The sequence below is a fragment of the Streptomyces sp. NPDC005435 genome (genome assembly GCF_040703155.1).
GTDB lineage: Bacteria > Actinomycetota > Actinomycetes > Streptomycetales > Streptomycetaceae > Streptomyces.
This window is the reverse complement of sequence record NZ_JBEXEQ010000026.1, coordinates 10643-23557: the sequence shown is the minus strand read 5'-3', so window position 1 is coordinate 23557 and position 12915 is coordinate 10643. Positions and strand designations below refer to the sequence as shown.

Below are 12915 nucleotides of genomic sequence, written 5' to 3'. Positions count from 1 at the left end.
GGCCTCAGACGAGGCCCTCGGTGTCGGCGCGGAGCCTCGTGCCCTGGCGGAAGACCTCGCCCAGGGCGAGGACGAGGAGGGCGAGCAGCACGTACTTGCCGGAGAAGGTGACGGCGAAGGGAATCCCGTCGGAGACGGCGCTGCCGCGCATCAGGAGCGCCGTGGTCACGGCCGGCAGCACGGGCGAGAGTACGGCCTGCACCAGCACCACGAGTCCTATGGTGCTCAGCCGGCGAGCGTTCTTCGGCACGAAGACATCACCGTCCCGAAGCGTCCTGGCCATCCGGAGAAGGAGAACCAGCACGAGCAGCAGAAGCAGACTGCCGACGGTCTCCGGCAGCGCGAGCAGCAGACGCCGGCCGAAGTCGGGGTGGAGAAAGCCGAGTTCGGCTCCGTGGGTACCGGTCAGGGTCATACCGAAGTCCGCCGCGCCGCTCTTCACCGCCCCGGGTACCCGCGTCGTGGCCTCAAGCCTGACGTCGCGGGTGTCCATGGGGTCGATCAGTCCGGCCACCCCGAGGGCCGGGAGCAGCACTCCGAAGACGCCGACGAGCAGAGCGGCCAGGGCCAGGACGCCCTCCAGCAGCCGGTTGTCGGTCCGGTTCCACCACGACTTCGTACGCACGGTTCCCCCCGTAGCTCATCGCCGCATATCGCTTATCGATACTATCGATAAGCGATATGCGGCCTGTCAAGGGAGTTCGGCGATTCGCCGACTCCACTCACCCCGGCTCCGCCCGCCGGCCCAGCCGCGGAGTCGGCCACGCCCCGTTCCACCGCCACGCCGACCAGCCCGCCCCCTCCGCGAACGGCCCCGCACGCTCACCGATCATCGCCAGCGCCTCGGCGCGTGCCGCGTCGACCGCGCGGTGATCGGTGTCGGTGACGAGGCCGAGCCTGCGGGCGTGGGCGTACTCGTCCTCGTCCTTCCACTCCCAGTGGGCGAGGTCGGGGGTGACGACGAGGTCCACGGCGAGGTCGAAGGTGTCGAATCCGTCGGGGGTGCGGAGCAGGGGACGCTCGAAGTTCACGTACCAGTTCCGCAGACCGGCCGTCGTATAGAAGGCGTTGACGCTGAACCAGGCGGTGGGCGGTTTCCAGGCCCGCAGCTCGGTGTCCCGCCAGCGGCCGGAGGTCTGTTCCCAAGTCCCCGCCGCCAGCGCGTCGAACGCCCTGACGCGCCCGGAACGGTCGCCTTCCGCGAGGGAGTCGGCATACAGGGCGGGCCACCGGGTCTCCGCTCCGGGGGCACAGGCCGTTTCCAGGGCGTCGCCGGTGTCGGTGAGGACGCGTAGCGCGTGTTCGCTCCATACGTGGCGTGCGGTGCCGCTGTGGTGCACGTCCCGTCGTACGACCGTCCGGCCGGACTCGAAAACACGGGTCAACGGTGGCTCCTTTCCGGTCCGGACGTCCGGACCGTCACCGCCGGACCAGCGCGTCCCGGGCGAGGGGAGGATCAGTTCCTGTTCAGGGTGCGGGTGATGCCGGCGAGTACCGCGGTCGTCAGGATCCAGCCGGCCGCGACGAGGCCGTAGGACAGCCACGCGGTCGCCCCGCCCGCCCAGTACCAGGACGCGCGCTGGCCGAGACCGCCGATGGGGATGAGCAGGTCGAGGGTGTAGACGAACGGGTTGAAGGGCGGCACCCGGCCGGGTTCGGTCGGCCGGGGGGTGTGACCGGCGAAGACGGTGGTGCCGAGCAGGACGAGCGCCGCGAGCCATACGCCCGCGAGCCAGGGACGGTAGCCGTAGCCGACCGTGGTGTCGAGGAGGTGGCCCCACAGCCGGGCGGGCAGCCCCAGGGTGCCTCGGCGGTGGCGCTGCCTGGCCAGCAGGACGCGCCGGGCGTCGTCGTCATGGCCGATCTGCCGGTACCAGGCGGCGAGTTGCTCGTAGGGCTGGGCGGCGTAGCCGGGGTGCCGGCGTATCCATGCCACGCGACGGTCCACCGACGCCGCGCGGGGATCGCCGCTCTCGTGGAGGAAGCCGTAGGTGAAGCCCTGGAGCCGTACGGTGTCCGGCCACGCGTCCTCCCGGTCGTGGACGGTGACGACCCGCGCGTTCCGCAGGTCCACCGCGCCGGACGGCCGCTCGGCCGGGGTGAAGACGAAGACTCCCGCCTGCATGCGCGCGCAGTCCAGCGCCGTACCGCCGGCCCGTAAGACGGCGCCGTCCAGGGTCAGTTGGTCGGTCACCTGCGCACCCCGCAGACTCACCGTCCCCTCGGCGGTGAAGCCCTGGGACAGCGCCATGGTGCTCACCACCGCGTGGTCGGCGAGGAGTGCGACGCCGTCGGGTTGACGCAGCCGCGCGTGCTCCATGTGCAGGCCGCCGAGCAGCTGGGCGCCGAGGAGGCGTATGCCACCGTGCACGACGGCTCTGCGGCAGAACAGCCCGCCCTCCATGACGAGCCCGCCGGCGACGAGCGCCCAGTCGCCGGGGTGGGAGACGACGGCGTCGCTGAGCAGCAGCTCGCCGCTCAGGTGCGCGTTCACCAGGGAGAGCGTGCCGGTCAGGACCGTACGGCGCAGGGCGACCCTGCCGGACACCCGTGCCATGGTCAGGTCGAGTCCGGGGAGCCTGCTGCGCTCGATCTCGATCGTCCGCGTTACGGCTCCGTACAGCCCGACGCCCTGTTCGAACCAGCACCCCTCGAACCGCAGCCCGTGCCCGATCTCGGCGTCGCTCAGGTCGAGCGCGCCGCTGATGCGGGCACCCGCGAGCCGCAGCGCGGGAGCGCTCCCGGGCGGTCCCGGATTCCCGCCGCGGACCAGCGCGGCCACGACGGAGGCCCTGACCGTCCGCTCGGCACCCCAGCTCTCGCCGTTCTCCGGGTCGTCCTCCGCCCCACCCGTACGGAAGTCCACCAGCCGCCCGGTGGGGCAGGCGTCCCACAACCGGCGTTCGGCAGAGGTGAGTTCCTCGTACGGATGCATGCCGGAAGACTATCCGGCAGCCCTCCGGCAGTTCCGTGACGCCGGTGGCCGGCCGGCGCGCACGCCGGCACCGTCCGTGGGCGTAGAAGCAGAGTCCGGACCGGCGCGCGACTCGCCCCCTGAGTCCCCCACGGGGCAACCACCCTCATCGCATGATTTTGGACAGCCCCGCCGCCCCTCACCCTCCCGTACGGCCACGAACAGCCGCTCCCTCCTTGCCCGGTGGCCCTCCCCCGCCTCCCCGCACCGGGCCGAATACCGCCGCTCGCCCGCGCCCCGGTTGGCCACGTCCCGCCCCCGCGACATAAAGTCGATCTTGGTTGGCCCGGGCAACGTTTCCGCAGGTCAGGGCCACCCTTCCCCCCACAGAGAACAGTCATGAAACCGGCACGCCGAGGCGGCGGGCCGGTGCAGGAGGTCCAGCAGATGTCCGACGTCGCCCCCCGCTTCCGCAGCCATGTGGAGGACATCCTTGAGGGTCTGCGGGACGAACCCGGCCGCGAAGCGCTCGTGCACGGTGGCCGCCGTGTCAAGGCCGGGGAGTTCCACGATCTCGTGCACCGGATGGCCTGGGCGCTTCAGGCGCAGGGAATCGAGCGGGGACAGACCGTCACCCTGCTCAGCGGCAACCTGCCGGAGGCGATCGCCCTGCGGTACGCCGCGAATCTGATCGGCGCGCAGGTCAATCACCTGTACAACAAGCTCTCGGCGGACGTGCAGGCCGCCATCGTGCGGGACGTGGAGACCCGGGCGCTCGTGGTCGACCCCCGGATGACCCGGCGGGCCGAGGAGCTCGCCGAGGCCGTCGCCGTGAAGTCGGTGCTCACCCTCGGCCCCGCCGGCCCCGATCAGGACGCGCCCGACGCCCAGGACCTCCTGGCCCTCGCCGCCCTCCAGTCCCCCGAGCCCTTCCCCAGCCGGGCCGAGCCGGACGACATCTGCGCCATCCGGCACACCGGCGGCACCACCGGTCACCCCAAGGGGATCTGCACCACCTACCGGCAGGTGCAGGAGCAGCGCACCGCGCGCCCGGACGACGACGGCAGCACCCCGCCCCGGCAGCTCATCGTCACCACCATCGCGCACGCGGCCGGAATGCTCGCCGACGGTGTGCTGGAGACCGGCGGCACCGTCGTCCTGCTCGACGACTTCGAACCGGGCGAGGTGCTCGGCACCATCGAGCGCGAGCGCATCACCCACATGTGGCTGCTGCCTCCCCTGCTGTACCAGCTCCTGGACCACCCCCACATGGAGCGCACCAACACAACTTCGCTCCGACAGGTGGTGTACGGCGGCTGCCAGGCGTCCCCCACCCGGATCGCGGAGGCGGTACGGCGCCTGGGCCCCGTGCTGATGCAGGGCTACGGCCAGAACGAGGCCGGCATCATCAGCATCCTCTCCCCCGCCGACCACGACCCGGACCGCCCCGAGCGGCTGCGCACCGCGGGACGGATCCTGCCCGGCGTCGAGGTGGAGATCCGCGGCGAGGACGGCACGGTGCTGCCCAACGGCGAGCACGGCGAGATCTGCGTCCGCTCCGCCATGGCGATGGAGGGCTACTGGAAGCAGCCGGAGCTGACCGCCGAGGTTCTGAAGGACGGCTGGCTGCACACCGGCGACATCGGCTTCCGGGACGACGACGGCTACCTCACCGTCGTGGACCGCATCAAGGACATGATCGTCGTGGTGGGCGGCCATGTGTACACCACCGAGCTCGAAGACCTGCTCAACAGCCACCCGGACGTCCGGCAGAGCGCGGTCTTCGGCGTCCGCGACGCGGACCGCATGGAGCAGGTCCACGCCGCCGTGCTGCTCGCCCCCGGCGCCACCACCGGCGCGGACGAGCTGCGCGCGATGGTCCGGGCGGAGCGCGGCGCGATGTACGAGCCCGCCCGCATCACCTTCCCGTCCGAGCTGCCCCTGACCGACGTGGGCAAGCCGGACAAGAAGGAGCTGCGCCGCCGCGCCGCCGCCCCCGCGGGCTGACCTCCGGGTACCGCCGCGAGCCGTCCCGCGCCGTCACGGTGCGGGGCGGCTCCATGTCCGGTGTTTGGCGAGGGGCTTGGCGTAACCCCCCACCCGGCTCGTCGTCAGCCCCAGCGCGACCAGCGACTCCGCGAGTTTCACCGCCGCCGCGACACCGTCGACCACCGGCAGGCCGAGCCGGTCGGCCAGTTCCTTTCGCAGTCCGGCCATTCCGGCGCAGCCCAGGACCAGGACCTCCGCCCCCGCGCGGGCGGCCCGTCCGGCGGCGGCCAGGAAGGCGGCCCCGGTGCGTGCCGGGTCGCCGGCCAGGTCCAGGACGCCGAGGCCGGTTCCGATCACCGCCGCGCAGTTGCGGGCCACTCCGGCCGTCTCCAGACTGTCCTCGATCTGGCCCCGGGACCGGTCCAGGGTGGTGACGACGGCGTAGCGCCGGCCGAGCAGACAGGCGAGGTGGGCGGCGGCCTCGGTGATGTCCACGACCGGTACGTCCACCAGCTCCCGTACGCCCTCGCGTCCGTGTTCGCCGAAGCCGGCCATGACCACCGCGTCGTAGGGCGGTCCGTCGTAGGTGCGGAGCGTGTCCAGGACGGCGGCGGCGGAGAGGTGGCTATCGAGCCAGCCCTCCGCCGACTCCGGGCCCCATGCGGGGGTCAGTCCGGTCACGGTGGTGCCCGGGGCCGCCGCGGCGCGGGCAGCGCCGGTGATCTCCTCCGTCATGGCCGTGGTGGTGTTGCAGTTGGTGACGACGATCCGCACTCCCCTCAGGCCTCCGCCCCGGTCGCGGCGCGCTCGCCCCGGCACAGCACGGCGTACAGCCCCGCCGCCATCGCCGCGCCGACGAACCAGGAGTAGGGGGCCACGGCATCGAAGGACTTCACCAGCGCGAGCACGGCGGCGACCGCGGCGGCGGGCAGGAAGGCGTACAGCGCCTTGGGGTTGACCCCCTTGCGGTAGTGGTACGGGGAGCCCGGGGCCGCGTCGAAGAGGGCGTCGACGTCCACCCGGCCCTTCTTCACGGCGTAGTAGTCGACCATGATCACGCCGAACAGCGGGCCGAGGAACGCCCCGAGGCCGCCGAGGAAGTAGTTGACCACGGTGGGGTCGGAGAAGAGGTTCCAGGGCGTGACGACCAGTGCGGCCACGGTGCTGATCATGCCGCCGGTCCTGAAGGTGATGCGCTGCGGCCAGACGTTGGCCAGATCGTAGGCCGGGGAGACGAAGTTGGCGACGATGTTGACGCCCATGGTGGCGACGGCGAAGGTCAGCGCGGCGAAGGCCAGGACCCAGGTGTTGCCGACCTTCGCGACCAGCTCGGCCGGGTCCGTGACGGCCTTGCCGAACACCTTCAGCGAACCGGCCGTGACGATCACCGAGACGACCACGAACGCGGTCGAATTCACCGGCAGGCCCCAGAAGTTGCCGCGCCGGACCGTGCGGTAGTCGGGTGCGAAGCGGGAGAAGTCGCAGAAGTTGAGCATCAGCGTGCCGTAGGTCGCGAGAATCAGGCCGATCGCACCGAACCACTGCCGCCACTGCTCCCCCACGGACACGGGGTGCGGGGTGGAGGTCAGCGAGATGCTCCAGTGGGCCCTCGCCAGCACCCACACGGCCAGCGCGATCATCACCAGCCAGATCGCGGGGCCGCAGAAGTCCTGGAACCTGCGCACGGACTCCATTCCCCGGCTGATGATCAGCGCCTGGATCACCCAGAGGGCGAGGAACGAGATCCAGCCCAGCGCGTCGAGTCCGAGGAAGGAGTGGTGCGTCAGCGACGCGAGGTCCGGCCACGCCGCGAGCAGCATCACGTTGACGGCGACGGACGCCAGATAGGTCTGGATGCCGTACCACATGATGGCGATCACCGCCCTGATGAGGGCGGGTATGTTCGCGCCCCACACACCGAAGGCGATCCGGCTGACCACGGGGAACGGCACTCCATGGCGCTGGCCGATCCGGCCCATCCAGTTCATGCCGACGAAGATGAGCACGAAGCCCGTCAGCAGGGCGGTGAAGACCTGCCAGACGTTCATGCCGAGCACCAGCAGACCGGCGGCGAAGGTGTAGTTGCCGAGGTTGTGGACGTCGGACATCCACAGGGCGAAGAGGTCGAAGACCTTCCAGTTCCGCTGCCCGGCGGGGGCGAGGTCTTCGTTGGTCAGGCGCGGGTCGGGGGTGTACGCGGGGGCGCCGGCGGCTTCGGCGCGGTCTGCGAGGGACACGGGGCCTCCAGGGACCGGGGGACGGAGGGCGGCGATCGTTTGGTATACCAAACAGGCCGTCATGGTCCCGTCGCCGGTCGTTCGGAGGGATGTCGCCGCCGTTACGGCTCCGTAAAAGCGTTGCCGGACAAGGAAGATGACCTCATGAGCCCCACCTCTGCGAAGACCGGATCCCTCGGCACGGTGCGCGCCCACGTCCTGGCGACCCTGCGCGAGGACATCATCGCGGGGCGCCTCGGGCCCGGTGACCGGCTGGTGGAGCGGGAGTTGGCGGAGCGGTTCGGGGTCTCCCGCGTGCCGGTCCGCGAGGCCATCCGCGCCCTGGTCGCCGAGGGCTTCGTCCTCTTCGAGTCGGCGCGCCGCAGTGTCGTACGCCGCCTGGCCCCGGACGACGTGCGTGAACTCTTCGAGTTGCGCGAGGCGTTGGAGGTGTACGCGGCGGGGCTGGCCGCCTCGCGGGCGACGGCCGCCGATCTCGGGGAGCTGCGGGAGCTGCTCGCCGAGGCGGCGGCCGCGACGGAAGCCGGCGACGCCGAGACGATCACGGACGTCAACACCCGTTTCCACGACCGCATCCTGGCCACAGCGGGCAACAGTCTGCTCGTCTCGGTCATGGAACCGGTCGACGGACGGCTGCGCTGGCTCACCCGCCGGAACACGAAGTGGTCCGAACTCATGGCCGAACACCAGGAGTTGTACGAGGCCATCGCCTCCGGCGACCCGGAGAGCGCCCGCGCACACGCCCTCACCCACGCCCGCGCCGCCCACCGCTCGACCGTGCGGCACCTCTTCGGGCAGGACGCCCCGGCGCCGTCCTGACGGCGGGACGGGCACGCCGGCCGCTTACGGCCACAAGCGGAATCGCTTATGTGTTTTGCCGGGGGGCTGTTGCGCCGTTTGCTCCGTTTCCGGCCAACTGTTGGCTACTCTCGTGCGTTGCCGGGATTGATGGTTCGGGAATTTCCGTTCCGGCGAGAGGGGTTGCTCGTGCTGTTCGTGCACGGAGCTTCGGTGACGGCGGTGGTCCGCGGCAGTACTGGTGAGCCGGTGGTGTTGATCTCGGGTCAGCCGTTTCCGGGGGCTGCCGGATCACACCGGCCGGATTCGATCAGCGCTGATTTGATCAGCGCCGATTTGATCAATGCGGCCCGCGCCGTTCTGGACGCGGCGGAATTCCGCGTGTTCGAGAAAGTGACGGCGGGGTGGGACCTGGGAGTTCCCGACAGGTTCGTGACGGCGGACGGGGAAGTGCTGTCCGTGTTCGAGGTGCGGATCATCTGACGGTCCGGTCCGCCGCGCGTGCGCGGTCGACGGCGTTTCCCGCATGACGGCGCCGCCCGCCACCGGAGTTTCCGGTGACGGGCGGCGCGGGCCTTCTCGGGTTACCGGCGCCAGCGCGGGAAGCAGTCGCGGTAGTTGTCGTAGCGGTCCCAGCCGTTGCGGTGGTCGCAGTGACGGCGCCAGTCGTCGTAGCGGCGGCAGTCACGGCCGTTGTAGTAGTAGCGGCCGTGGCGGTAGTCGTCGTTCCGCCAGTGGTCGTGGTTCTGCGCGGGCAGCGTGCGGTACGCCGACGCCACCGGGGTCGAGGCGGCGGAGATCGGAGCGGCGGCCGCCTGCGTCGAGAGCGGGACCACGACAACGCCGGCCGTCAAGACTGCGCCGGCCACCGCCTTAGCGAAGGTCTTCACCTAAATTCCTTTCGGACATCAGGGTTTCGGGTTCGGCCCTGTTGATGCGGCTGACGCTACCTCACCTTTTTCGCCCCTCACGCAAGTCGTGTGGACACCCGTTTTTCGCGAGGCGTATTGCCGCGGGGAGGGAATCAGCAGCTCAGCGGCGGGTTCGGGGGAATTCTCAACGCACGGCCGGCGATCCGGCAACGAGCGTCCGAGCAGGTGAATTCGGGAATGGGCGGGGCCACTTCCACAGGGTTGACCGACGGCGGCCTACGAGGCGAATTCGATCAATTTACCGCCCCGTGTTCCGCGAAGTACCGCATCGAGAAAACAGCCGGTCGCGCACAAAGGGCCGCGGTGATATCGCCCTTCGCTTTTCGGGGTGCGCTCCGCCGCCGTCCGACGGTCCGTCACTTCCGTTGCCTCCCCAGCCGGTCGCGCAGGGGCCGGCGGACGGCGCGTCGGCGTGGCGAAGGCGGTCGCGGGATCTCACCCCACCAAAGGGAACAGAGTGTCTATTTTGAAACTATGTCCGATATACAGGATTTGCACTGTCAGATCCCTTTCCATTACTGTCCAACGCCTCCGGACGAAACGTCCAGAGACTCTGGACGGCGAGTGGGCTGTGTTCTGCGCGTTCCCTTCTCGCAGGCTCGCCGTCCAGACCCCCGCGACCGGGCTCCTCACGGGCCTGGTCGCGGGGGAGCAGAGGCCGCGTCCGGTTCGTCCGTCGCTGTCCGCCGGCTCGCCCATTACCCCCTGGGCGGGCCGGTGAGGCGGCGGACACCGGAGGCGGTGGTGACAGGACAGCGGAGAGGCCGATGCCTCCTCACTGGGCCAACTCCTGTCACATACACATCCGTTCAACGATGAAAGGTGTATCCACATGAACATCGACCAGCTCGAGGCCGAGACCGCCGAACTGCTTCCGTCCCGCGAGGCGCTGGGCCGGTTCTCGTTCAACCTCACCAAGCTGACGAACGTGACGCGGAAGGTCGCGACCATCGACGCCCACAACGAGTCCGCCGCGGTGAACCAGTACTCGCCGCTCGCCGTGGCCCAGTCCTCGGCCGCTCAGGGCATCAGCGTCAACCAGTAACAAGCCGGGCGGTGCGAGGAAACGGATCTGCCCGGCCCGTCCCTCGCACCGCCCTCCCGAGTGCTGCTCGACGCAGCGGGCCGTGCCCCTGCGTAAACGGTTCTCCTTCACGCCTGCCCACCGGCACGGCCGTGGAGGAGAACCGTTCGGGCATCACCCCCCGGGCGCGGAGCACCGCCTCACGCGCCCCCTCGACTTCCCCCGCAGTGGAGATGACCATGACGCCGTCCGGAGACGACCCGCTCATGGACAGGGTGCGGGTACCCGCGCCCCGTCCCGGCCCGGACCGGGACCAGGACCGGAGCGAGCACCAGGACGACGAGCGGGACCACGGCCAGGAGCTCGCGGCGGAGCGGCCGGACCCGGACGTGCCGGCACCCATGACGGACCCCGCGCCCGGCCCCGACAGCGACACCGAGACCGAGACCGACACCGCCGCTCTCCATGTCCCCCGCCCCAGCCCGGGCCTCGAACTGCTCGGTGAATACCGGGGATCGGGGTTCACCGACCGCAGGTACATGGTGCGGCGGGCGGACGGCCAGATGCTGATGCTGTCCCGGCTGCTGTACCTCGTCGCCGGGTCGGTCGACGGCGTCCGCACCGCCGAGGCCGTCTCCCACCGGGTCAGCGGCCGCTACGGCGCCGAGGTCACCGCGCAGAACGTCCTCTATCTGGTGGAGCGGCGGCTCACCCCGCTCGGGGTCACCCTGCCCGCCCACGGCGAGGAGCGGGAGAGCAGGCTTCCGCGCTCCGATCTGATGCTGGCGCTGCGCGGCCACCGGGTGATCTTCCGCGAGGAGCAAGTGGCCCGGATCGCCTCCGCGTTGACCTGGCTGCACTGGCCGCCGATGGTGGCGCTGGTGCTGGCCGGGGTGGCCGCCGTCGACGTGTGGCTGTTCGCCGTGCACGGCGCGATCACCCCGGTGCTGCGGGTGCTGGAACAGCCGGTGTGGATGATCACGCTGTTCCTGCTCACCGTGGCCTCCCTGCTCTTCCACGAGTTCGGGCATGCCTCGGCCTGCCGCTACAGCGGTGCGGCACCAGGAAAGATCGGCTGCGGCATCTTCCTGATCTGGCCGTCCATGTACACGGACGTGACCGACGTGTACCGCGCGGGCCGGGCAGGCCGGCTGCGCACCGGGCTGGGCGGGGTGTACTTCAACGCCGTCTTCATGCTGGCGCTGGCGGCCGCTTACGCCCTGACCGGGCAGCCCGTGTTCCTCGCCGCCGTCTACCTCACCCACTTCGAGGTCCTCGAACAGCTGATGCCGGTCGTCCGGCTGGACGGCTACTACATCCTGGGTGACCTCGCGGGCGTGCCCGACCTGTTCGGCAGGATCAAGCCGGTTCTCCTCGACATGGTGCCGGGCCGGCGCCGGCGTACGGGCACCGGGGCGCACGATCTCAACCGCCCCGCGCGGATCACGGTCACCGCCTGGGTCCTGGCGGTGATCCCGGTTCTGGCCGCCGAGACGGCGTACGTCCTGTGGAACCTGCCCCGGCTGCTGACCACCGCGGTGCGCAGCCTCGCCCACCAGTGCGACGGCACGTACGCCGCCTTCGCCGACGGCCGTCCGGGCGCCGGGGTCGTGGGGGTCATCGGCACGCTGATGCTGCTGTGCCCGCTGGCCGGCGGCATCTATCTGGCCTGCCGGATCGGCATCCGTCTGGCGCGGGCCGCGCTCCGGGCGACCCGGGAGAAGCCCGCGCACCGGCTGGTCCTGGCGGCCGCCGTGTGCGCGGGCGTTCTGGGGCTGACGTTCGCCTGGTGGCAGGGGATCACTCCCCGCCCGCTGCCGGCGGCGGCCCCGGTCACGCCCGTTCTGCAGCCGGCTGCGCCCACGACCCGGCCCCCGCAGCCCACGCCCGAGGCCTCCGGCTCCCCTTCGCCCTCGGCGTCGCGGCCGGCGGCCACCGCTTCCGTCCTGCGCCCGACGCCCCGCCCGACGCCGGCCGCCCCGCGCCGTACCGCCCGGCCCGCCCCGCCGCCGGTCACCGCCTCCGCGACACCGGAGAAGCCGCCGGAGTCCGCGTCGCCCCGGCCCACTTCCGCGCCCCCGGACCGGCCCTCGCCGTCCTCGCCGGACGAGCCGGACCCCACGGACTCCGCGTCGGCGTCGCCCCCTGTGACCACCGTCCCGCCCACGTCCGCTCCCGCGAGCCCCACCGAGCCCCCGGACGGACACCGCCCCCACCAGAGGAACCAGTCATGAAACACCGCAAGCCACGCACCGGCCTTCTCATGAGCCGGGTGGCCGGGATCGGCGTGGCGGCCACCGCCGCGCTGGCCGCGACCGCCACCGTTCCCGCCACCGCCGTCACCCTCCCGACCGCGCCCACCGCCCCGGGCGGCGCGGCCGGCCGGGCGGCGGTCGCGGTGGACCTCGCCAACTCCCGTGCCGACAGGACCCACATGTACGACTTCGACGAGAGCTTCCGCATCCACGAGTATGGCCCCACGGTGGCCGTCACCGCCAACAACCGGGCCACCGCCGTCTCGGCGGGCTGCTCGGCCGACGCCCCGTGCCGTTCGGTCGCGCTGTCCTTCCAGATCGTGACGACGGCGGGCAGCAACGCCCGGCTCATCAACGCCACCAACCTCAGCCGGGCGCTGAACGAGCACTGCGCGGGCTGCGAAACCCTGTCGGCGGCCTACCAGTTCGTGGTGGCGACTCCGCGCGAGTTCCATCTCAGCAAGGCGTCGCGGTCCGAACTCGCCGGTATCGAACGGCAGGTGGAGGCGCTGCGAACCTCGCGGCTGCCCATCGCCCGGATCAAGGAGCGGGCCGACGCGCTCGCGCAGCAGGTGAAGGTCATCCTCGACCGCGAGACGGCGCGCGCTCCGCGGGGCGACGCCCGTGACCCGCGCACCAACTTCGCGCCCACCGTGACCATGCACCGCCACATCCGCTGACCCGGTGGGGCCCGGCCGCCGTCCGCCGGCCGGGCCCCGCCGAAAGGCCCTCGCGGGGTCCGGCGGCCGCGCACGCGGTGCCGGAC

The 12915-nt window shown here is 71.4% G+C and carries 12 protein-coding genes; 6 read left to right on the top strand and 6 right to left on the bottom strand.

What is annotated here, in order from left to right; translation table 11 throughout:
• Window positions 1–4: 4 nt before the first annotated feature.
• From AB0898_RS27710 to AB0898_RS27700, 3 genes are all read right to left on the bottom strand, one after another.
• Window positions 5–625, bottom strand: a complete 621-nt coding sequence (locus tag AB0898_RS27710; RefSeq protein WP_366805729.1) for a DUF2975 domain-containing protein — start codon at window positions 623–625, stop codon at window positions 5–7.
• A 97-nt stretch (window positions 626–722) separates the two neighbouring features.
• Window positions 723–1385: a DUF402 domain-containing protein gene (locus tag AB0898_RS27705; RefSeq protein WP_366805728.1), complete on the bottom strand. Its 663-nt coding sequence runs from the start codon at window positions 1383–1385 to the stop codon at window positions 723–725.
• 71 nt (window positions 1386–1456) lie between these two features.
• A complete protein-coding gene (locus tag AB0898_RS27700) occupies window positions 1457–2935 on the bottom strand; it encodes an oxidoreductase (RefSeq protein WP_366805727.1) in 1479 nt (492 codons plus the stop codon).
• 426 nt (window positions 2936–3361) lie between these two features.
• Between AB0898_RS27700 and AB0898_RS27695 the strand changes: the two genes are divergently transcribed.
• Window positions 3362–4921: an AMP-binding protein gene (locus AB0898_RS27695; RefSeq protein WP_366805726.1), complete on the top strand. Its 1560-nt coding sequence runs from the start codon at window positions 3362–3364 to the stop codon at window positions 4919–4921.
• Between the two features lie 33 nt (window positions 4922–4954).
• Here the strand turns inward: AB0898_RS27695 and AB0898_RS27690 are convergent, their stop codons facing one another.
• Together AB0898_RS27690 and AB0898_RS27685 are read right to left on the bottom strand one after the other, a co-directional pair.
• Entirely contained in the window at window positions 4955–5677 is a 723-nt protein-coding gene (locus AB0898_RS27690; RefSeq protein ID WP_366805725.1) for an aspartate/glutamate racemase family protein, read from the bottom strand.
• A 5-nt stretch (window positions 5678–5682) separates the two neighbouring features.
• Entirely contained in the window at window positions 5683–7140 is a 1458-nt protein-coding gene (locus AB0898_RS27685; protein WP_366805724.1) for an NCS1 family nucleobase:cation symporter-1, read from the bottom strand.
• A 144-nt stretch (window positions 7141–7284) separates the two neighbouring features.
• On the opposite strand from AB0898_RS27685, the gene AB0898_RS27680 reads away from it, so the two are divergent.
• Window positions 7285–7959 (top strand): GntR family transcriptional regulator, encoded by a 675-nt coding sequence (locus AB0898_RS27680; RefSeq protein ID WP_366805723.1) that lies wholly within the window; start codon window positions 7285–7287, stop codon window positions 7957–7959.
• Window positions 7960–8076: 117 nt separating this feature from the next.
• Entirely contained in the window at window positions 8077–8421 is a 345-nt protein-coding gene (locus AB0898_RS27675) for a hypothetical protein (protein WP_366805722.1), read from the top strand.
• A gap of 101 nt (window positions 8422–8522) precedes the next feature.
• Here AB0898_RS27675 and AB0898_RS27670 read toward each other — a convergent pair whose 3' ends face one another.
• Window positions 8523–8828 (bottom strand): hypothetical protein, encoded by a 306-nt coding sequence (locus AB0898_RS27670; protein WP_366805721.1) that lies wholly within the window; start codon window positions 8826–8828, stop codon window positions 8523–8525.
• A gap of 874 nt (window positions 8829–9702) precedes the next feature.
• On the opposite strand from AB0898_RS27670, the gene AB0898_RS27665 reads away from it, so the two are divergent.
• From AB0898_RS27665 to AB0898_RS27655, 3 genes are all read left to right on the top strand, one after another.
• Complete coding sequence (locus AB0898_RS27665; protein WP_018545975.1) at window positions 9703–9915, top strand: hypothetical protein; 213 nt, start codon at window positions 9703–9705, stop codon at window positions 9913–9915.
• 218 nt (window positions 9916–10133) lie between these two features.
• The gene (locus AB0898_RS27660; protein WP_366805720.1) at window positions 10134–12128 is read left to right on the top strand and encodes a hypothetical protein; all 1995 of its coding nucleotides are present in this window, start codon (window positions 10134–10136) and stop codon (window positions 12126–12128) included.
• The gene (locus AB0898_RS27655; RefSeq protein WP_366805719.1) at window positions 12125–12829 is read left to right on the top strand and encodes a hypothetical protein; all 705 of its coding nucleotides are present in this window, start codon (window positions 12125–12127) and stop codon (window positions 12827–12829) included. Before AB0898_RS27660 ends, AB0898_RS27655 begins: the two co-directional genes overlap by 4 nt.
• The last annotated feature ends 86 nt before the right edge of the window (window positions 12830–12915 follow it).